Source organism: Serratia sp. T13T92 (assembly GCF_047530105.1).
GTDB classification, from domain to species: Bacteria; Pseudomonadota; Gammaproteobacteria; order Enterobacterales; family Enterobacteriaceae; genus Chania; species Chania fonticola.
Genome location: NZ_JBLJAK010000011.1, coordinates 123,542 through 147,760, shown reverse-complemented (window position 1 = coordinate 147,760; position 24,219 = coordinate 123,542). Strand labels below are relative to the sequence as shown.

General features: G+C 61.9%; 2 protein-coding genes. Both read left to right on the top strand.

Going from position 1 to position 24,219, the window contains the following annotated elements:
• Positions 1-32: 32 nt before the first annotated feature.
• Positions 33-176: a transposase domain-containing protein gene (locus tag ACMV5I_RS13350; RefSeq protein WP_414824560.1), complete on the top strand. Its 144-nt coding sequence runs from the start codon at positions 33-35 to the stop codon at positions 174-176.
• Entirely contained in the window at positions 116-24,217 is a 24,102-nt protein-coding gene (locus ACMV5I_RS13345) for an SDR family NAD(P)-dependent oxidoreductase (protein ID WP_414824559.1), read from the top strand. Before ACMV5I_RS13350 ends, ACMV5I_RS13345 begins: the two co-directional genes overlap by 61 nt.
• Positions 24,218-24,219 lie beyond the last annotated feature (2 nt).

Below are 24,219 nucleotides of genomic sequence, written 5' to 3'. Positions count from 1 at the left end.
CCAATACGGAAGCTGGCGCTCAGGCGAGCGCCCTGCTGTACAGCCTGGTAGAAAGCGCCCGCATCAATGGGCTGAACCCGTACGACTATCTGCATGCGTTGCTGACGGCGCTGAAATCGCCGGACGACGCCATCGACTGGGACACGCTGCTGCCCTGGAAAATCACCCTACCTTAAACCCCACGACCGAACACTGTGGGGATTTAACGACGCTTACTCTGAAACAGCGCCTGGCCCGCACGCTGAATGTGGCGGTGGCCAGGATCGATGAGCAGGTGGCGCTGGAAAAATACGGCATCGACTCCCTGATGGCGGTCACCCTGACCCGTGAGCTGGAGAGCCTTTTTGGGCCTTTGCCCGTAACGTTGTTTTTTGAATGCCAAAGCATTGCCGAATTGGTGCACTATTTCATTGCGCACCACAAGGAGGTGCTTGCACGCCTACTTGATGCACCGCCGCAGGAAGAAGTTGAACCGGTCGGGGTGGCACCGAACGAAAAAAAACGCCGCCGGGGCCAGCGCGGTTGGCCAGCGCCAGTCAAGGCAGTCGTGCATGACAGCGCGCAACCGCTGGACATTGCCATCATCGGGCTGAGCGGGCGTTATCCCGGAGCCGCCAACCTGGAACAGTTCTGGCTCAACCTGCTTAATGGTGTCGACGGTATTACCCCCATCCCCCCGGATCGCTGGGAATGGCGGCGTTATTTCCCGCAGGCGACAGAACTTGAGTTGGCAGGCCTCAGCGGCTGGGGGGGCTTTATTGACGGTGTGGACGAATTCGATCCCCAGTTTTTCAATATTTCTCCGCGTGAAGCCGAGTATCTCGATCCGCAGGAACGTCTGTTTTTACAGTGTGCCTGGCATGCTATTGAAGACGCTGGCTACACCCGGCAGCAACTCAGTACGGATTCTATGATAACCGGCGTCTTTGCCGGTGTGATGTATGAAGAGTATCAGCTCTACGGTGCTCAGGCACAGACCCAGGGGCGGCCGATGCTGCTGTCCGGAAGTGCGGCGTCCATTGCCAACCGGGTCTCGTATTTCTGCAATTTCCACGGCCCCAGTATGGCCGTGGACACCATGTGTTCCTCCTCATTGACTGCGATCCATCTGGCTTGCTACAGCCTGCGCCGTGGCGAATGTCATGTGGCGGTTGCGGGGGGCGTTAACGTCTCCGTCCATCCGAATAAATACCTGCTGTTATCACAGATTCAGGCCGCATCCACTCATGGGCGCTGCAAAAGTTTCGCTGCCGATGGTGATGGCTACATTCCTGCCGAAGGGGTGGGCGCGGTCATACTCAAGCCGCTGCAACAGGCGGTGGCGGACGGCGACCATATCTATGGCGTGATCAAGGGCAGTGCGCTGAATCACGGCGGCAAGGTGAATGGCTATACCGTGCCCAACCCTAAAATGCAGAGTTGGGTGATCCGCCGGGCGTTGCGTGAGGCGGGCGTGAGCGCCGAAGCGGTCAGCTATGTAGAGGCACACGGCACCGGTACCACGCTGGGCGATCCGATCGAGATCCGTGGTTTGAGCCAGGCGTTCGGCAGTGAAAAACGTCAGTACTGCGCCATCGGATCGGTCAAATCCAACATCGGCCATTGTGAAAGTGCGGCGGGTATGGCCGGTTTAAGCAAGATCCTATTGCAGATGCAACATGGTCAACGGGTGAAAAGCCTGCACAGCGAAACCCTCAATCCGCATATCGATTTCAGCCAGACGCCGTTCGTGGTGCAGCAGCAAACCGGTCCCTGGCTGCGCCCGCAGTTGGCGGTGAACGGCGAAATGCGTGAGTTCCCGCGCATTGCCGGTTTGTCGTCCTTCGGGGCGGGCGGGGCGAACGCGCACCTGATCGTTGAAGAGTATCGGGGTGAGATCGCACCGACGCCGGTGCAGGGGCCACAGCTGATCGTGCTATCTGCGCGTACTCAGGAACGTTTACAGGCACAGGCGGAGCAATTGCTGGGATTTCTTGCGGAACGCGAGGTTAATCTGGCGGATCTGTCCTGGACGCTGCTGACGGGGCGCGAGGCGATGAACTGCCGGCTGGCGCTGGTGGTGGATTCGCAGGCCAGGTTGATGGATCAGCTCCGGGCACAGATTGCTGGCACAACGGAAGAAGAACATGGCTATCGCGGCGAGCTGGACCATTCCGTAGCGGCACCCGAGCCGTTGGAGTTGGGTAATACCGTTCCCGATGCTGGGCTGCTAAGCGAACTGGCGCGAAGCTGGGTTATGGGAACAGAGATTTCTCCTCTCGCCCTGTGGCCAGAATTGAAACCGCAACGCATCAGTTTGCCGGGGTATCCGTTTGCCAAAGAGCGCTACTGGGCACCGTTGGCGGTGGAGACAGTGCCTTCACCTGATTTGGCGATTGCCACTGAAGTTGCGGCGGTGTATATCGCGCCGTCTTGGGTAGAACAGGCACTGACGTCATCCACTTATTCCAGTGAGGAGGTACGGCGGCTGTGGTGTGACACGGCGTTGCCTGCGTCCTTGATGACGGCGCAGAATGTTCTTTTTACGGCACAGGGGAGTGCGGCGCAGCGTTATGCGCAGTACGCCGAGGATATTCTGGCCGATTTGCAGGCGCAACTGGTGGTGTCGGAGGGGCAACCACGCCGTATTCAACTGGTGTTGATGGAGGACGATGAGGTTGTACTGATGCAGGGGCTGAGCGCCATGCTATTCAGCGCGATGCAAGAGTATCCGCACCTGCGTTGTCAGACGCTGATCCTCGACCCGGCCGCGCTGAAGGACGAGAGCGCATTGGCGGCGCTGCTGCATGCGGAAGCCGCCGCCGAGGAGCCGCTGGTGCGCTACCGTGACGGGCGGCGTGAAGTGCAGCGTTGGGCAGAGCTGCCGGTGAATGACCCTGTTATGCCGTGGCGTGACGGCGGCGTTTATTGGATAACCGGAGGCCTGGGTGGCCTGGGCCGGGTGATGGCCCAGGCCATCGCACAGCAGGCCGCTGGCCCGCTGCTGATTTTGAGTGGCCGCACCGTGACGGCGGCGGCGCATCAGGCGTTTGCCGATGCGCTGCGTGCGGCGGGGGCCCGGGTAGAGCTGCATGCGCTGGATGTCAGTGACGCGCCCGCGGTGCACGCACTGGCGCAGGATATCGCTGCCCGTCATGGGCGACTGAATGGCGTGCTGCACTGTGCGGGGGTGTTGGAAGACCACCTGCTGGCGACCATGACGCAGCAGGCGTTGCACAAGGTGCTGGCCCCGAAGGTGGCCGGGGTGGCGGCGCTGGATGCGGCAACGCGTGAACTGGCGCCGGAGTGGATGATCCTGTGTTCCTCGCTGGCCGGGGTGTGGGGCAACCAGGGGCAGAGCGGCTATGCCGCGGCCAATGCCTTCCTCGACCAGTTTGCCTGTGAGCGTCAACGCCGGATGCCGGGGCGTACGCTGTCGGTGAACTGGCCATTATGGGATGCAACCGGGATGCGGATGACGGCGGCAACCCAGGCAGCACTGCGTGACAGCGGCCTGGTGCCGTTACCCGCCGCTGAAGGCGTGGCGGCGCTGGCGCGGTTGCTGGGGCAGGATACGGCGCATGCGGCGGTACTGTACGGCGACCGCCCACGCCTGGTGGCGCAGTTGGCACAGGCAGGGGGCCTGTCAGCGCGGCGGCCTGAGCGTTTACCTGCTGGCGGCGGGGCACGGCCGGAGTTGAAGGGGCTGGATGTGGCGGAGTCGGTCTTGTGGGACCTGACCGAACTGGCGCAGCAACTGCTGAAGCTACCGCGCCATGAAATCACACCGGAGCGTCAACTGACCGAGTACGGCTTTGATTCCATTTCGCTGACCGAGTTTGCGCGAGTCCTGAGTCGCCACTTCGGTGTGGTATTCACGCCGTCGCTGTTCTTCAGCTACCCCAGCCTGGGGCAGTTCGCCGCCTATTTGCAGGACGCCTTCGGCGATGAACTGACGGCGTTTTATCAGCCATCGTCAGCACCGCAGCCGGTATCACCAGATCTACCGCTACGCCAGCCCGTGTCGCGGTCCCCGGCAAGCCAGCCGGAGGATGACGAGCCGATCGCGGTGATTGGCATGAGTGGCCGTTTCCCGGGCGCACGTACTACGCGGGAGCTGTGGGCGATCCTGGCGGAAGGGCGCAGCGTTATCGGCCGGTACCCGGCGGAGCGGTTGGAGGGGGACGACGGGGTGACGCGCTGGCTGGGGGCGGTGCCGGGGGCGGACGAGTTCGACCCGCTGTTCTTTGAGATGTCGCCGCGTGAGGCGGAACTGACGGACCCGCGCCAGCGCCTGCTGTTGCAGGAGGCGTGGCGGGCGCTGGAAGATGCCGGTTACGGCGAACGTCAACTGGCTGAAAACCGGGTGGGCATGTTCGTGGGCGTGGAGCAGGGGGATTACCTGCAGCGGGTGGGGCGGCGTGGGGGCGTGATGGGCAACCATGACGGTATTCTGGCCGCCAGGCTGGCCTACGTGCTGGATCTGCAGGGGCCGGTGATGGCCATCAACACCGCCTGCTCGTCCGGGCTGGTGGCGCTGCACCAGGCATGCCGCAGCCTGCTGGACAACGCGTGTGACACGGCGCTGGCGGCGGGGGTCAACCTGATGCTGACGCCGACCGTGCTGGATGCCATGCACGACACCGGGATGCTGTCGCCGGACGGGGTATGTTACGCGTTTGACCGGCGGGCGAATGGCCTGGTGGCGGGCGAGGCGTGCGTGGCATTGGTGCTTAAACGGCTGTCGCGGGCGCAGGCGGACGGCGATCCGATCCAGGCGGTTATTGCGGGCAGCGGGATCAACTACGACGGGCGGACGCAGGGGATCACGGCCCCGAACGGGATAGCGCAAACGCAACTGTTGCGCGAGGTGTATCAACGGGCAGGGCTCAGCCCGGACGCGGTGGATTATGTGGTGACGCACGGCACCGGAACGCCGTTGGGCGATCCGGTGGAAATCAACGCGCTGTGCGAGGCCTTCGGCAATGAAGGGCGGCAGCAGGGGTGTGCGTTGAGCTCGAGCAAGCCGAACGTGGGGCATACGCTTGCGGCGTCAGGACTGGTGAGCCTGGTGGGGCTGATAGAGGCGCTGCGGCACGAGACCATCCCGGCGAGCCTGCACTGCGAGCAGGAAAGCGAGTATATCGACTGGGCGAACAGCCCGTTCTATGTCAACAAAACCGCGCAGCCGTGGCCGGTGGCGGCGGACCGGGTGAGAACGGGGGCGGTCAGTGCGTTCGGGGTGAGCGGCACCAATGCGCACGTGGTGGTGCGCGGGGCGGAATCGGCGGGCGTGAGGCGGCCGGCGGTGGGGCGTCAGTGCCACCTGCTGGTCGTGTCGGCGAAGACGGAAGCGGCGTTACAGACGCGGCTGGCGGAGTTGACGGCAGAGCTGGCGGTGGGAGCGTGGGATGCGGCACGGCTCAGTGCGCTGAGCCACACGTTGTTGAACGGGCGTCAGCATTTTGCTCACCGCTGCGCGCTGGTGGTGGAGGACGAGGAAGAGACGCGTTACGTGCTGCAACAGGCGTTGGAAGGGGGGAGCCGCAGCAACCTGTTCCGTGGGGAGGTGAAGCGCGGGTTCCGGGCGCAAAAGGGATTACAGACGTACGGCGAGCGGCTGATCGGTGAGACGGTGGCACAGGAAGAGCGCGGTGCGTTGCGCGAGGGGCTGCTGTCGCTGGCGGAGTTGTACTGCCAGGGTTACGGGCTGAACTGGTCGGGGCTGTTTGGTGATGCGGCGCCGGTGCGGTTGAGCCTGCCGGGCTACCCGTTCGCGCGGGAACGTTACTGGATAGCGGCGGAGCGCGAAGGTGAAGGTCGTGGTCTGCATCCGCTGGTGCAGCGCAACACGTCGGATATCCATGAACTGCGTTACAGCACGCGGTTGACAGGGAGTGAGAACTTCCTGCGCGAGCATGTGGTAGAGGGGCTCAGGGTGGTGCCAGCGGTGGTGCAGCTGGAGTGGGCGCGCGCCGCGGTCAGCCTGCTGCTGGAGGGGCAGGCTGACAACGCCGGTCTGAATTTGGCGAATATTGTCTGCGTGCAACCGCTGGTCGTTGAGCGGGCGTGTGAAATACATATTGCCCTCGAGCCGTTGGACGATGGACGCATCGGTTATGAGATATACGCTAACGACGACGGGCAGACGCAGGTTTACTGCCAGGGCTATGCCGAACAGCATGGTGGGGTGCCTGGATCCGCGGTTGATCTGGATGCGTTCAGGCAACGCTGCCAGCAGGCGGTGACGGCGGAAGCGTTTTATGCACGTCTGGCAAGTACAGGATGGCCGCAAACCTCCGGCGTGCGTGGCGTTTGGATCGCTGAAGATCTGGCCATTGTCGCGCTGGAGACGGAGAAAAACAGCTTTGACTGGTCGCCTGAACTGATTGATGGCGTACTGCAGGTTACATGTCTGCTGGGCGCAGAGATGCCGCTGCAGGTGAGCGCAGTTTACGGCTGGCGGCGACTGCCACCGGCGGTGACGGCGATCATCCGGCGCAGCATCGGAGCAGAGCAACCCGCTTGGCAAATCGCGATTTATGATAATGAACAGCAGTTGGCGTTGGAGTTGATCGCCAGCGCTGCGCCGGAATGGGGCGGAATGGCAACGGCGCCGGTGAATGAACCGGTGCCATTAGTTGGCGAACTGATGCTGTTCCCGGACTGGCAAACCACGGAAGAAACGCCCGTGGCTGATAACGATTGGCCGCAGCCGACAACGTTACGGATTGAGCATGAGCAGGATACGCTGCCGAAAGCGCTACTGGCGCAACTGTCCGGACTTGTCTCCTGCGACCACCTGCTCTGGCAGGTGACTGCGGTAGCGGGAACTGCGCCGGTGCTTATCGGGTTGCGTCTGGTACAGGCGCTCCTAAAGTTGGGATACGGCCAACGGCCGCTGCGGTTGACGGTGCTGACTACCCAAGGGCAGGCTATCGTGCGGGATGAAGTGATCGATCCGGATCAGGCGGCGGTTCACGGTCTGATCGGTTCATTGGCGAAAGAGTATCCGTTGTGGCGCATCCGGCTGCTTGATTTTCCCGCCGGACAGACGCTGGCAGACACCGGATGGCAAAGCCGAAGCGCCGACGGCCAGGGCAATGCCCAATTATGGCGCGAATATCGCTGGCATCGCACCTGTCTGCGGCTGTGTCGCCCCTTTGAGGTTGCAGCCCCTGCGTTCCGGCAACAGGGGGTGTACGTTATTCTGGGCGGTGCGGGCGGCATTGGTTGTGCGTTCAGCGAATACCTGATCCGCCGTTATCAGGCACAGACCATCTGGCTGGGACGTCGTGCCGAAGATGCCGCGATCAAGGCTCAGCTTGACAGGTTGGGCGAGTTGGGGCCACGTCCGCGCTATCTTCAGGCCGATGCCACCGACCGGGATGCGCTGGAGCTGGCGCGGGAGTCGATCGGTGAGCAGTTCGGTGCTGTTCACGGCGTGGTGCATTCTGCGATCGTGCTAGCCGACGGTCCACTGGCGACAATGGATGAAACCACGTTCAACCGAGCGCTGTGCGCCAAGAGCCTTACCGCACACAACCTTGCCGCCGTGTTTGGCGAGCTGTCGCTGGACTTCATGCTGTTTTTCTCCGCAATGCAGAGCTTCAGCAAAGCCGCTGCGCAGGCGAATTATGCCGCAGGCTGCTGTTACGCCGATGCCGTGGCGCATAATCAACGCAGCAGGCCGTATCCCGTGAAAGTGATGCACTGGGGGTACTGGGGCAACGTCGGGGTGGTGGCGGATGACGCCTACCGCATACGCATGGCGCAGTTGGGCCTGGGGTCGGTGGAGGCCCCACAGGCGATGGCGGCGTTGGAGAAACTGCTTGCCAGCCCACTGCATCAGCTCGGGTTTATCAAGACCACGGATGCGTCGGTGGCGCGGGCGTTAACCGACCCCGGCGGGAAGACGATTGCCATCGCCCCGGCTTTGCCGGAAATGATGTTACCGGCGTTGCCCCCCGTGGCGCATCCCGGCGGTTTGGCACCAGTGCAGGCGATGGAGCAGCACTTAAGCCGGCTGCTGTGGGCGCAACTGGCGCAGATGAATTGGCTGGATGAGGGAGCTTCTGCCCCCGCAGCCTGGCAGCGCTGGCGCGTTGCGGCGAGCTATCTACTGCAAAAAAACGGTATCGATGTGTCTAGCCCGGCACCGGAGTGGCAAGAGACGTGGGCGCAGTGGCAGGATTTTTGCGCCACGGTGGCTGGGCAGCCCGGGGTTGATGCGCAACTGCGGCTGATTAACACGACGCTGGGTGCGCTGTCGGCGATTTTGTCCGGTGAGCAGGCCGCCACAGCGGTGATCTTCCCGCAAGGTGGGCTGGAACTGGTGGAGGGGATTTACCGCGACCACCCGTTGGTGGAGCTGTTTAACGATTTGCTGGCCGACCGTCTGGAGCAGTATGTCCAGGCGCGGCTGGAACAACAACCGGACTGCCGTTTGCGCATTCTGGAGATCGGTGCCGGTACTGGCGGCACCAGCGCCAGCCTGTTTAAGCGTCTGGCCCGCTACCAGGCGAATATTGAAGAGTATGCCTATACCGATATTTCACCGGCGTTTTTCCCCCATGCACAGGCGGTCTTCCAGGCGCAGGCCCCTTATCTGCGTACGCGCCGGCTGAATATCGAGCAATCTGTTGCGGCGCAGGGGCTGGACGTTGGCAGCTATGACATCGTGCTGGCCGCTAACGTGCTGCATGCCACACGGGATATTCGTCGCTCCTTGAGTCACAGCAAGAGCCTGCTGAAACGCAACGGGTTGCTGCTGATCAATGAAATGGCCGCCGCCAGTGTCTATACCCACCTGACTTTCGGTTTATTGGACGGGTGGTGGCTGGCCGACGACCCTTGGCTGAGGCTGGAGGGCGCGCCAGGGCTGGCGACGGAGAGTTGGCTGAGGGTGCTGAGTGACGGAGGATTTCACACGGCGCAGTGTCTGGCACCGGAGTTGGACGGGTTGGGGCAGCAGGTGTTGCAGGCCATGAGCGACGGGGTTTTCTGTTGCGAACAGGAATCCGGGGCGTCGGCGGTGCACGTGCCACCAACGGTTTCCGACGATGCGCTGACGGACGGGGTAGAACGCATCCTGCGCGATCTGATTGTTAGCCACCTTAAGCTTGTGCCAGCGGCCCTGGAGCGCGATACACCGCTGACCGAGCTGGGTTTTGACTCTATTACTTTGGTCTCCTTCCTTAAGGTGTTCAATGAACGTTATGGCCTTGAACTGAGCCCGACGGTGTTTTTTGAAGCACCGACGTTGGCACAACTGGCCGCTTATTTGGCACGTGAACATGGGCAGCGTCTGATCGGAACCCCAGTCAGCCCGGCGAACATCCTGCGCACTGTGATGCCACATACATCAACCCGTCATCGCCGCCGCCGTGTGCCTGCGTCGCAGGCCGGTACTGCGGAGCCGATCGCCGTTATCGGCGTCAGCGGCAGTTTCCCGGGTGCACCCGATATTGAAGCATTGTGGGAAAACCTGCGTGCCGGGCACTGTGCTATCGGTGATTTTCCATTCACCCGTTGGGGGAAGCCGCAGCAACCGGGCGTGCTGCCTTGTGGGGTATTGGAGCAGGTCGAGTACTTCGATCCACTGTTTTTCGGTATCTCGCCGCGCGAAGCGCTGTCGATGGATCCGCAACAGCGTCTGTTGATGCAGTACGTCTATAACGTTCTGGAGGATGCAGGGTATTCGGTGCAAAGCCTCTCCGGCAGTAATACCGCGCTGCTGGTCGGCACTGCCGCGACGGGCTATGGGCAACTGTTAAGTTGGTCAGGCGAACCGGTGGCGGGTTACACCGCAGCGGGGATGAGCAACTGTATGGGGCCTAACCGCATGAGTTACTGGCTTAACTGGCACGGGCCGAGTGAGCCGATCGATACTGCGTGTTCCAGTTCGCTGGTCGCTGTACACCGGGCCATTGGGCTGTTGCGCAATGGGTTGTGCGATCAGGCGGTGGTCGGCGGCGTCAATACCCTGCTGTCACTTGACGCGATGCAAAGCTTTACCCAGGCGGGGATGGTCAGCCCGTCCGGGCGCTGCAACACGTTTTCGGCGCAAGCGGATGGCTATGTGCGCAGTGAGGGTGTCGGGATGCTGATGCTCAAACCATTGAGCGCCGCCGAACGCGATGGTGACCACATTTATGGCCTGCTGCTGGGGAGCGCCGAAAATCACGGCGGCCGTGCGGCTTCGCTGACGGCACCTAACCCCAACGCACAGGCGCGGCTGATTGAGGCGGCCTTTGGCGATGCTGGCGTGACGCCGGAGAGCGTGAACTATATTGAAACTCACGGCACCGGTACGCCGCTGGGCGATCCGATTGAAATACAGGGGCTGAAGCTGGCGCTCGGCGCACTGGCGGGCGAGCGCGTTCTGCCCGAAGGGCACTGCGCTCTGGGGGCGCTGAAGAGCAATATCGGGCACCTGGAATTGGCCGCTGGCGTCGCTGGAGTGATCAAGGTGCTGTTGCAGATGAAACATCGGCAACTGGCCGCCAGCCTGAACAGCCAGCCGTTCAACCCGCATGTCGCGCTGGCGGGCAGCCCACTGTGCGTAGTGCATGAAAACCGGCCCTGGGAGCCGTGCCGCGATGTGCAGGGTAACGTGCTGCCACTGAGAGCGGGCGTGAGCGCTTTCGGCTTTGGTGGCGTGAACGCGCACGTGCTGATGCAGGAATATCAGCCACCTCATCGTGCAACCACACCAGAAACCAAGCCGGTCTTGATCGTGCTTTCGGCGCGTAATGAAGAGCGGTTACATGCCCGAATCGGCCAGCTGTGTGATTACTTAGAGCGGCATCCGGTCAATCTGACCGATCTGGCCTGGACGCTGCAACTGGGGCGCGAAGCCATGTCAGCCAGGCTGGCGCTGGTGGTCTCTGATGTCACACAACTGTTGGCACAGCTGCGCGCTGTCGGTAGCGGGGATAGCGCGCCGGGTACTCTGTTCCGCGGTAACGTCAAAAAGACCGCCGACGGGTTGACGTTGTTCAGTGAAGATGACGATTTGCAACATACCATCGGCGTGTGGATCGCTAAAGGGAAGCTGGATCGTCTGGCGGATCTCTGGGTGCAGGGCGTCGGTTTTGACTGGCGGCGGCTGTACGACGACGTAACGCCGCAGCGCCTGAGTTTGCCGGTTTATCCGTTTGCCCGTGAACGTTATTGGGCTGCCGTGAAACCGGGCGGCGACGGTGGCGGAGAAGATCGCCTGCATCCACTGGTGCACCGTAATACTTCAGATTTTGCCGGGCAGCGCTACACCACGCGTTTAACCGGGGAAGAGTGGTTCCTGCGCGATCACGTTGTGCAGGATCGCGCGATTGTGCCGGGCGTCATTCAACTGGAGTGGGCGCGTGCGGCGGTTGCTCTGGCGTTGGGCGACGAGGCGGCACACGGCGTGGTACTGGAAAACGTGACCTGGTTACGGCCGTTGGCCGTGGAGCAGGCGCTGGACGTGCATATCGATCTGGAACCAGGCGGTGTCGGGCGCGTCGGTTACCAAATCTACAGCGACGACGATGGTGAAGAGCGACTCTACAGCCAGGGTGAGGCCTTCGCCGCATCCGTTGGCGATGCGCCACACATCGAACTGGCCGCCATGCAGGCCGAGTGCCAGCACGTGTCTGAAAAAGACCAAATTTACCCGGCGTATGAGCAACTGGGTGTGCGCTATGGCCCGGGGTTCAGAGTGTTGCAGACTCTCCATCTGGCGCAAGATCTGGCGATCGGCGAACTGCATCTGCCGGAGACGGCAGAGCTTGGGGCGTATGGGTGGCCGGGCAGCCTGCTTGATGGCGCACTGCAAACCAGCGGCGCGTTGGCCCATGAACCGGCGCTGGCGTTACCTTTTGCCCTGCAACGCATTGAGTCGTGGCGTCCTTTGCCCGCCCGCGCCTGGGTCGTGGTACGGCCTGGTGACGCTGACAGTGATGCCGTGCGTAAGCTGGACATCGTTATTGCCGATGAGCAGGGCGAGGTTGCCCTGCGGCTGAGCGGTGTTACCCTGCGGACGGTGCCGACGAGCGCTGCGCCAGAGCCTGTGCAGGCGACTTCACAGTCGACCACATCGCCCCTGCCTGCCGACGTCAAGAGCGGGCAGCATGACCATTGCGTCGCGGCGGCGGTCGACTCCTGCGATGAGCTGACGGCACAGGTGGAAAGAGCGTTGATGGAGTTGGTGGCTAAGCACCTCAACCTGACGGCGGATATGCTGGATGCTGATACCCCTCTGGCTGAGTTCGGCTTTGATTCCATCACGCTGACGTCATTCAGCACTCTGCTTAATCAACGTTACAGTATTGCGCTAAGCCCGACGGTCTTTTTCGAAACGCCGACCCTGGGCGCGTTAGCGAAATATCTGGTCCGTGAACATGGCGATGCTTTGGCGGCGGCGTTCTCTATTTCCCATACTGCGGTGCCGGTGCCGGTGTCTCGCAAGGCGCCTTCCACCCGTCGCAAGCGAATGTCGGCAATGCGTGTTGCACCGGTGGCAGAGAAAGCTATCGCGGTGATCGGGATGAGCGGATGTTTCCCGCAGTCGCCGGATCTCCATGCGCTGTGGCACAACCTGGAGGCAGGACGTGACTGCATTGTAGCAATGCCGCCCGAACGCTGGCCCGGCGGCGTGCAGCCGGCCATAGACCACGCAGGCATCATTGACGATATTGACGCCTTTGACCCGCTGTTTTTCGGTATTTCGCCGAGCGAAGCCCGGTTAATGGATCCGCAGCAGCGCCTGCTGATGCTCTATGTCCATAAAGCGATCGAAGATGCGGGTTACTCGGTGCAAAGCTTATCTGGCAGCAATACCGCGCTGCTGGTCGGCACCATGACCAGCGGATACGCCGAGATGCTGTCAAAGGCGAACGTGGCGATAACCGGCTACAGCGGCACCGGACTGGCCGGCTCCATGGGGCCGAATCGGATGAGTTACTGGTTGAACTGGCACGGGCCGAGTGAACCGATAGAGACATCCTGCTCCAGTTCGCTGGTGGCCATTCACAAAGCCGTAGAGCTGTTACGCAGCGGCGAGTGTGAACTGGCTGTGGCAGGGGGGGTCAATACCCTGCTGTCCGATTATTTACAGGAAACGCTGATGCAGGCCGGGATGCTTAGCCCCGGTGGTTATTGTCGCACGTTCTCCGCTGGCGCTGATGGATATGGGCGTGGCGAAGGCGTCGGTATGTTGCTCCTGAAACCGCTGAGTGCGGCTGAGCGCGACGGCGATCATATTTACGGGGTCATACGTGGCTCGGCGCAGAACCATGGTGGGCGCGCCACTTCGTTGACCGCACCAAACTCCCAGGCGCAGGCGCAGTTGATCGAAAAGGCGATGCGCCAGGCTGGTATTTCCCCAGAAACCTTGGGCTACATTGAAGCGCATGGTACCGGAACGGCGTTGGGCGATCCGATAGAAATCGAAGCGCTGAAACAGGCCTTCCGCAATCTGGCTGCGGGAAGAACGTTGCCTGAAGCCTGCTGTGGCTTGGGCAGCATCAAAAGTAATATCGGTCATCTGGAGCTGGCCGCTGGCGTCGCTGGCGTGATTAAGGTGTTGTTGCAGTTGCGCCATCAAAAGCTGGTGCCGAGCATCAACAACCAACCGCGCAATCCGCATATCAATCTGCAAGGGCAGCCGTTCTATATCGTTGACGAAGCCCGCCCCTGGACGGCGATAACGGATGAACGGGGCAATAAGCTGCCGCGGCGAGCTGGCGTTAGCTCATTTGGCGTCGGCGGCGTTAACGCTCATGTGGTGCTGGAGGAATATCAAGCTGCACCTATGCTGGCATCCACCACTTCGTCCGGACCGGTAATTATCGTGCTATCAGCCCGCAGTCGCGAGCAGTTAACGGTCTCTATCGCCAACCTGCATGCCTATCTTTGCGCCAACAGCATCAATCTGAACGATCTTGCCTGGACGCTACAGATGGGACGTGACGCGATGCCGGTGCGCGTGGCGTTGGTCGTGGACACCCCGCAAAGACTGATCGAGCGTCTTCATAGCCTGATGCAGGGCGCCACCGTGGCGGAAAATATCTGGCAGGGAGAAGTGAAGCGTAATCAGCCGATGTTGTCGGTCTTTAGCGCCGATGACGATCTGCGCCAGGCCATCACCCGCTGGATCGACAAAGGCAAACTGGCGAAGCTGGCTGAACTGTGGGTGCAGGGGGGCGCCGTTGACTGGCGCGGCCTGTATGGCGTGACCACGCCACGGCGTCTTAGCTTGCCGACCTATCCGTTTGCCTTGCAACGTTGCTGGATCCCAGACGCTAAAGCGGCGCAGGAGAGCGCCGCGGTTACCGAGGAAGAAACCAGCACCAAGCCGGTCTGTTTCAGCGAAGAGTGGCGAGCTAAGCCCATTGAGGGGGGCAGCGCAGTAACCGCTGTGCGGCGGGTGCTTTGCCTGCTCGGCGATAGCGGACTGGAAGCCGAAGTGCGCAGCTATTTTACCGGCGTACTGCCGGACATTGAGATGTGGTGCGTCAGCGCCACGACACAGACGCTTGCGGAGGGGTTGCGTGTAGCGTTGGGCAGCGTTCGTCAAATCGACGCTTTGCTGGACCTGCGTTCGCTATCCTGTGCCAATGATGACGCCGTCCCGATGCTGCATTTGCTCCGGGCACTGAACGGCGAGCAAATCGCCTGCCGCCGTCTGCTGTGGGTTGGCAGCTGTGACGATGACGACGGGCAGGCAGCTCTGGAGGCCCGTATCGGTCTGGTGCGTTCGCTGAAGTTCAGCTTCCCGGAGATGGCGGCGATCACCGTCAATGAGCGAGCGACTCAGCCAACCTCAATCGCCGGTTGGCTGGAGCGGTTGTGGGCTGAGATTAATGCCACGTCTTGTGGCGATGTGCTGTATCTGGAGGGAGTACGCCACATTAGCGAACTGATTTCGCTATTGCCGCCGAGCGTTGGCGAGAGGCCTTTCCGTGAGGGGGATGTCTGCTGGATCACGGGCGGCTGCGGTGGGTTAGGTATACGCATTGCCCAGCGTCTGGCCCAGCGACACGGGGTTAACCTGGTGTTAAGTGGGCGCGGTGAACTGGATGAGGGCAAACGGCGACTGATTACGGAGCTGGAATTGTGCCAGGTGCAGGTGCTTTATCTGCAAGTGGACGTAACGGACAGTGCCGGGATGAAGCTGGCCTACCAGCAGGCGAAAGCGCACTTTGGCCGGATTGACAGCGTTATTCATGCCGCCGGGATGGAGGAGCAGGAAGATGTTCTGACGGTGAGCGAAGCGCTGTTCCGCCAGGTACAAGCGGCTAAAATTGCCGGAACGCGGATATTTAGCCAGCTGTTCAGTGAGCAGCCAGCGCGTTTTATCTGTTATCTGAGTTCGGTTTCGGCGGTTATCGGCGACTTCGGCGGCGGGGCCTACGCCATGGCGAACCGTTTTATGTTGGCGCATGCCCGTTTGCACGGTGCTGGCGCGCTGGCGATCGGCTGGCCGTTGTGGCGTGATGGCGGAATGAGCGCAGGGCATACCGACAGTATGGAGCGCTATCTGAACGCGAGCGGTCAGCGGGCGCTGGAAACCGATGAAGGTCTGGATCTGTTGGAGTCGCTGCTAAGCGTGAATGACGGCAGGCAACCGTTGGTGATGGTGGGCGAGCCGCAACGGATGGAGCAACTGCTGTTGCGGGCGGAGACGCGGCAGGTGGTTGCAGACGTTGAACCGAATGAAGCGTCGCCGCTGGTACCTGGGCAAGGTTATCGTCCTGAGATGAAGGGGCTGAATCTAAGTCAATGTATCTTGTGGGACCTGACGGAGCAGACCAGCCAAATGCTTGGCTTGTCGCACGAAATGCTGGAGGTGGATGCCAATCTGAGTGAGTTCGGCGTGGATTCTGTACGCCTGATTGAAATGACGCGGCGGCTTAACGCCTATTACGGCCTGACGCTGATGCCATCGGTTTTCTTTAGTTACTCCACGCTCGAACAGTTGGCGGCGTATCTTGAGCAGACTCACGGCGGGTTGATGAGTCTGTTTTACCAACAGCGTGATGATACGCCTGCGCTGCGAGCGCCCCTGAGCGATCAGCCTGCATTCGGCCCTGGCAGTATTCAACCCGCGCCAATCCCTCAAAACGTTCAGCCAGCGCCTACGCCCTGCACCGTAGCCCAGGAAGCGATAGCGATTATCGGCATCAGCGGCCGCTTCCCGGGCGCGCGGGATAGCCACGCCTTCTGGCAGATCCTGGCGCAGGGAGACAGCGTAATTGCCGCTTATCCTGACGAACGGCTTACGGCGCCGTTGGCAAACGTCAATGCCCAGATAGCGGCACTGCCCGGCGCTGATGAGTTTGATCCGCTATTTTTCAACATTTCTCCACGCGAGGCGCAAGCACTGGATCCGCGTCAGCGCCTGCTGCTGCAGGAGGCCTGGCGTGCGTTGGAAGACGCCGGTTACGGGAGTCAACAACTGGCCAGGCATAAAATCGGCATGTTTGTCGGCGTTGAGCAGGGTGACTATGTGCGTCAGTACCACGATATGTCCGAAGCGGGGGCACTGACGGCTAACCATGACGCTATTTTGGCCGCGCGGCTGGCCTACATGCTGGATCTGCACGGGCCGGTAATGGCGATTAACACCGCTTGTTCTTCTGGGCTGGTGGCTTTGCATCAGGCCTGTCGTAGCCTGCTTGCCGGAGATTGCGATACCGCCGTCGTCGCCGGGGTCAGTCTGATGACGACGCCGCTGGCGCTGGAGGTGATGTCCCGTTCCGGTATGTTGTCGCCGGATGGGGTTTGCTATGCCTTTGACCAGCGAGCCAATGGGCTGGTGGCTGGCGAAGCGTGCGTTTCTCTGGTGATTAAGCCCTTATTGCAGGCGCAGAGGGATGGCGACCCGGTCTATGCCACCATTGTGGGCAGCGGCATTAATTATGATGGCAAAACCCAGGGGATCACTGCGCCAAGCGGCGCAGCACAGACACAGTTGCTCGACGAGATCTACCAACGCTGCGGCATTAATCCTGATGAAATGGATTATATCGTCACCCATGGCACCGGTACGCCACTGGGCGATCCGGTGGAGATTAACGCGCTGTGCGAAGCGTTCAGACCCTACAGTCAGCGCCGCCAATATTGTGCACTGACCTCCTGCAAACCGAATATCGGACACACGATGGCACCGTCGGGGCTGGTCAATCTGGTCGCGCTGGTGCAGGCATTGTGCCATGAAACCATTCCGGCAAGTCTGAACTGCGAACAGGAAAGCCATTATATCGAATGGGCGCAGAGCCCGTTCTATGTCAACAAAGTGGCGCGACCATGGCCAGCAGAAACGGCGCGTGCCAGGTTGGGGGCGGTCAGCGCCTTTGGCATGAGCGGAACCAACGCCCACGTAGTGGTTCAAGGGGCGGAGAGCTGCGCTCAGCCGATGGCGGCCATGGTAGCACTGCCGTATCACCTGCTGGTGGTATCGGCGAAAACTGCTGATGCGTTGCGTTTACGCCTGGAGCAGCTTGATGCGGCGTTGGCCGTTGGGCAGTGGGACGCACAGGGGTTAAGCGCAATGAGCCATACCTTGCTTAATGGTCGCCAGCACTTTGCTCATCGTTGTGCCTTGGTGATCCAGGATGCAGAGGATGCGCGTTATGTCCTGCAACAGGCGCTGCAGGGCGGCAAACGCAGCAATCTGTTGAACGGACAAGTGAAGCGCGACTTCAGCGCGCAGAAGGCACTGCAGGCCTATGGCGAAACGCTGATTGCCGGGCTCGTCGCACAGCCGGCGCCCGCTACCGTACAGGAGTCGTTGCTGGCGCTGGCAGATATGTATTGCCAGGGATATGCGTTGCCGTGGCCGAACCTGTTTGGTTCGCAACCGCCGCGTCGGCTTCATCTGCCTACTTATCCGTTCGCCCGCGATCGTTACTGGCTGCCTCAGGAACAGAATGATGTGGCTGCTGTTGACGTCAGTGTCGGTGCGGCGTTACACCCCCTGGTGCAGCGTAATACCTCAGACTTCAGCCGCCAGCGTTACAGCACCACCCTGACCGGCAAAGAGTGGTTCCTGCGCGATCATATCGTGCAGGGGCAGCCCATTGTGCCCGGTGTGGTGCAATTGGAATGGGCGCGCGCCGCCGTGATGTTGGCACTGGGCGATGAAAAGCGCGATCGGGCCGTCAGCCTGCAGCAGATTGTCTGGCTGCAGCCACTGGTGGTTGGCGATGAAATCACCGTACATATTGCGCTGGAGCCTGATGGCGATGGCCGTATCCGTTATGAGATCTACCGTGAAGAAGAGGCGCAGACGCGGGTTTACGGTCAGGGTTACGTCCGGCTGAGTGAAGTGTCGGAGGCGCCGCAGTTCGATCTGTCTGCGCTGCGCAATGGGTGTGGCGAACATATTGAGGGCGAGCTGCTGTATCAGCAGTTTGAACTCGGCGGGATGCATTACGGCGACAGCTTCCAGGTTATCCGCCGCTTAGGCGTGAGTGCGCAAATGGTATTGGGCGAACTGAGTTCGCCTGCCGATCGGCACGGTCAGGGGTATTGCTGGCTGCCTGAGCTGATGGACGGTGCGCTGCAAAGCTTGGTTGGACTGATGCGGGAGCATACCGAACCGGCGCTGCCGTTCGCCTTGCAGGAAGTCACGGCCTGGGGAGCTATGCCGAAGAACGTCTGGGCGCTGGCGCGCCCGGCGGCGGACCGCGCCGCCGGGCAGTGGGATGTTGATATTGTTGATGAGCAGGGACGACAGGTGATGCGACTGGCCGGATTCAGCACCCGGCCGATTGGCGGTGAGGCGGCAAAAGTGCGTCCTGCTGCACCGATGAAGGCTGTGATGCCACCTGAAGAGAGTGGCGATCTGGCCCTGATGCCGTTCTGGCTAGCGGATGCGCGTGAAGAGGAGAACTGGCCGGATGCGGTTGAGCTGGCTGTCGACTGGAATGCTGGCGAGGCGACACTCGCCGCGCAGTTACCGGATGCGGCGCAACACCTGGTTTGGCGAGTGCGCGGCGGTGAAGTAGCCCCGGCGCTGGCCGGTCTTCGGTTGATCAAGGCACTGCTGGCACGCGGCTACGCCAGCCACGGCCTGTACCTGAGCATTATCACCACCCAGGCGCTGGCCGTGGGGCCGGATGAGCCTGCAGATGCCAGTCAGGCCGCCTTGCATGGCCTGCTCGGCTCGTTGGCAAAGGAGTACCCGCACTGGCACATACGGGTGTTGGATCTACCTGCCGGAGCGGCGGAGAACGCGATTGACTGGCAGCGACAGCCGGCAGAGAAAATGGGCAACCCGCGCGTCTGGCGCGAAGGGCGCTGGCTGCGTGAAACGCTGGCACCGTTCCGGCCGGAGGCACCGCAGCGCGGGGCTTACCGGCAGGGCGGCGTTTATGTGGTGCTCGGCGGCGCGGGCGGTATCGGCATGGCATTCAGCGAGTACCTGGTGCGCGAGTATCAGGCGCAACTGGTGTGGCTGGGGCGGCGTGTGGAGGACGACACGATCCGTGTCGGCCGTGAGCGGTTGGCGGCGTGGGGGCCGCAGCCGCTGTATCTGCAAGCCGATGCCAGCGACCGGGATTCGCTGGAGCTGGCGTACGGAACGATCCGCGAGCGCTTCGGGGCGATCCACGGGGTGGTGCATAGCGCCATCGTGCTGGCGGATCAGAGCCTGGCGCGGATGGACGAGGAGCGGTTTACCTCGGCGCTGACGGCCAAGACGGAGACCGCGCTGAACCTGGATGCGGTGTTCGGTGAAGAGGCATTGGACTTTATGCTCTACTTCTCCTCGCTGCAAAGCTTCAGCAAATCGCCTGGACAGTCGAACTATGCGGCGGGCTGCTGCTGGCAGGACGCCTTCGCCCACGAGCAGCGGTCACGGCGGCCGTATGCGGTGAAGGTGATGCACTGGGGTTACTGGGGCAGCGTCGGAGTGGTAGCGGATGACGACTACCGTGCGCGCATGGCACGGCTGGGGCTGGGCTCGGTGGAGGCGGCACCGGCGATGGCGGCGCTGGAAGAGCTGCTGTGTGGGCCGCTGAACCGGCAGGTGTTCGTTAACGTCAGCGGCGCGGTCGCGGCTCAGGCGCTGGTGGGGGAATCTGGGCTGGAAGCGTGCGTGGCGGCAGCGGCGCCGACGGTGACGCTGGCGGCAGGCAGCCTGCCGGAGATAGCGGTAGATATGGCGGTGGTGGAGCAGGAGGAGCAGCGGCTACTGCCGTTGCTGTGGTCGCGGCTGGCGGCGCTGGGCTGGCTGGCGGCGGACTGCATCGTACCGGCAGGTTATCGCCGCTGGCGGGAGACCTCGCTGACGCTGCTGCGTGAGTCAGGCGTGGATCTGTCTCATCCGGCACCGGAATGGGACACGGCGTGGGCGGAATGGCAGGCGTACTGTGCGCCGCTGTCGGACACGCCGCAGATCCGCCTGGTCAACGCGATGCTGGAGGCGCTACCGGCGATCCTGTGTGGCGAAACGGCAGCCACGGCGGTGATGTTCCCGCAGAACGGGCAGAATCTGGTGGAGGCGGTGTATCGCGGTAACGTCGTGGCGGACGCTTTCAACGCGCTGCTGGCGGATCGGCTGGAAAGCTACCTGTGTGCTCGGGGCCCGCAAGCGCGGCTACGTATTCTGGAAATTGGCGCAGGCACCGGTGGCACCAGCGCGTTGCTGTTTGAACGCCTGAAGCCCTACGCCGGGCAGATAGAAGAGTATTGCTACACCGATATCTCTCCGTATTTCCTGCAACATGCGGACCAACACTATGCCGCCATGGCACCGTATCTGCGTACGCAGCGGTTGGATATAGAACGTTCGCCGCAGTCTCAGGGGATAGCAGCGGGGCGCTATGACGTGGTGGTGGCGGCCAACGTGCTGCACGCCACGCGGGAGATGGAGACAACCCTGCGGCACACTCAGAGTCTGATGAAGCGACACGGGCTGCTGTTACTCAATGAAATCGCGACATTCAGCCTGTTTTCCCACCTGACCTTCGGGCTGCTGGACGGCTGGTGGCAGGCGCAGGACGTTGGGCTGCGCCTGCCGGGCACGCCAGCGCTGACGCCGGAAATGTGGCAGCGGGTGCTGGCACGCCGCGGTTTTTACGCGGTGCGTACTTACGCGCAGTCTGGTCAGCAAATCGTTGAGGCGATGAGCGGCGGTGTGCTGCTGCTGGAGAGGGAAGCGATGGAAGAAAGGCCGCTCCCGGCTAGCGTTGCCGTGCAGCCGGAGGTTGTTTCAACGGTAACGAGAGATGATGACGCCGGCAAGATTGAGCGCATTCTCAGCGGTTTGATCGCGGATCATCTCAAACTGCCGCCGGAGGCCTTGGATCGTGATACGCCGCTGACGGAATTCGGCTTTGATTCGATCACCCTGACTTCCTTCGGCCAGGTGCTGAACGAGCGCTATGGCCTGACGCTGAGTCCGACGGTGTTCTTTGAAGCGCCGACGCTGGCGGATCTGGCAGGCTATCTGGCGCGGGAACACGGGCAAGCTTTTAACCTTAAAGCGTCGGTAACGCGGGCACCTGCGGTGATGAATTCCGCAACCGTTGCCGTTGCGAGCTATCGGATAAAGCGGGAGGCTCGAGGTGAAATGTTGGCCGTACCGGCGTCAGAGCCGGTGGCCATCGTCGGCATGAGCGGCAGCTTCCCGCAGTCGGCGGATATCGACGTACTGTGGCGCAATCTGCAAGCAGGGCACGACTGCATCGACACTCTGCCGGCGGCGCGCTGGGGGGCGATGGCACCGGCAGAAATGCCGCAGGCCGGGGTGTTGGACGAGGTGGAGTACTTCGACCCGTTGTTCTTCGGCATTTCACCCCGCGAAGCCTTGTCGATGGACCCACAGCAGCGGCTGCTGATGCAGCATGTTTGTCATGTTATCGAAGATGCCGGTTACTCGGTGCAAAGCCTGTCCGGCAGCAATACCGCTCTGTTGGTCGGCACCAGCGGCAGTGGCTACGGTCAACTGCTGTTGCATAACGGCGGTAATATCGAGGGATATACGGCGGCAGGGAGCGTGGGCTCCATGGGGCCAAACCGGATGAGCTATTGGCTGAACTGGCACGGCCCCAGCGAACCGATAGAAACGGCCTGTTCCAGCTCACTGGTGGCGATCCACCGCGCGGTAGGGCTGTTGCGCAGCGGCCAGTGTGAACTGGCGGTGGCCGGCGGGGTGAACACGCTGCTGTCGCCTGAAGCCTACCAGAGTTTCTCCATCGCGGGGATGCTCAGCCCTGGTGGGCGCTGCCGCACCTTCTCGGCGCAGGCCGACGGCTACGTGCGTGGTGAAGGGGTCGGCATGTTGATGCTGAAGCCGCTCAGTGCGGCGGAGCGTGACGGTGACCATATCTACGGGCTGATTGTTGGCAGTGCGGAAAACCACGGTGGTCGGGCAGCATCCTTGACGGCGCCGAATCCGACCGCCCAGGCGCGACTGATCGAACAGGCGGTAAGGGAGTCGGGGGTCGATCCGCGTGCGCTGGGGTATATCGAAGCACACGGTACGGGCACGGCGTTGGGTGACCCGATAGAAGTGCAGGGGTTGCATCAGGCGTTCCGCGCCCTGAGCGAGGGGGTCGAGTTGCCAGTGGGCAGCTGCGGCCTGGGCACCATCAAGAGCAATATCGGCCATCTGGAGATGGCAGCCGGGGTAGCCGGGGTGATTAAAACGGTGCTGCAACTGCAACACCGGCAGTTGGTGCCGAGCCTGAACAGCCAGCCGCTGAACCCGCATATCCAGCTGGAAAACAGCCCGTTCTTCGTGGTGAGCGATACGCAAGCGTGGGTGGCACCGACAGGCCGCCACGGTGAGACGCTGCCGCGCAGTGCCGGGGTCAGTTCGTTCGGTTTCGGCGGGGTGAATGCCCATATTCTGCTGCAGGAGTACCCGACAGCAAGCAGACCGACGGCGGACGAGGGTGCGGTCATGGTGGTGCTGTCGGCGCGCAGCGAAAGCGCGCTGCGTCAGCGGGTGGAGCAGTTGTATTCACACCTGTCAGAGCATGAGGAAAGCCTGACAGACCTGGCATACACGCTGCAGGTGGGTCGTGATGCGATGGAGCACCGTATGGCGCTGGTGGCGGATTGTCAGCGTGGGCTGATGGCGCAACTGCGCGGCGTGCTTGACGGCGTAGCAGTGGAGAACATCTGGCGCGGCGAGATCAAACGCACCGGCGACTCATTGTCGTTATTCCGTACGGATGAGGACTTGCAACTGGCCGTTGAGTCTTGGATTGCGAAAGGGAAGTTGGACAAACTGGCCGAACTTTGGGTTCAGGGCATGGATATAGCCTGGTCGGCGCAGTACGTGGGCCAGCAACTCAACCGTCTGCGCTTGCCAACCTATCCGTTTGCCCGCGAACGCTGCTGGTTCCCGGAAAACGCCGCTACCATGACCGCCACTGCGCTGCGTCTGCATCCGCTGGTACACCGTAATATCTCCGATATCAACGAATTGCGTTACAGCTCGCTGCTGGTCGACGAAGAGTGGTTGCTGCGCGATCACCAGGTCATGGGCCGTGGGGTGCTGCCGGGTGTCGCTCAATTGGAGTGGGCGCGGGCGGCAGTCAGTCTGGCGCTAAGCAGCGAGCCCAACGGCGAGGATTTCTGTCTGGAGAACGTGACCTGGCTGCGTCCGTTGACGGTCACTGGCGAGCTGGAGGTACATATTGCGTTGGTGCCACAGGACGATGGGCGTATTGCGTACGAGATTTACAGCGGTGAGGGGGAACAAACGACGATTTACAGCCAGGGCTATGCCACGCCGACCGCCCACGATGACGCGCCGTTGCTGGACCTGAGTGCGTTAACCGAACGCTGCACGTTGACGATCGACGGCGCTCCACTTTATGCACAGTTCGCCCGACTGGGGTTGCATTACGGCGAGGGGTTGCGCGTACTGCAAACTCTGCGCGGCGGCGACGATCTGGCCGTTGCCGAACTGGCGGCAGGCATGCGGCGTGACGGTTATCTCTGGTCGCCGAATCTGCTGGACGGCGCGTTGCAGTCCATTGTCGGCACCGCGCAGGGAGGGGAACTGGCCCTGCCGTTCGCGCTGCGCGAGATCCGTTGCTGGGCGCAGTTGCCCGATCGTCCGTGGGTGGTTGTGCAGGCAGGTGCCGAAAATACCGCTGCCGTTCCGCAGTGGGATATCTCCATTGCCGATGATGACGGACGGGTGGTGATGCAGATGAAAGGCTGCACGATGCGCCTGGCGGGCAGTGCCGTTGTCACGACGCAACAGGCCAATAGTGATCCGCACAGTTAAGA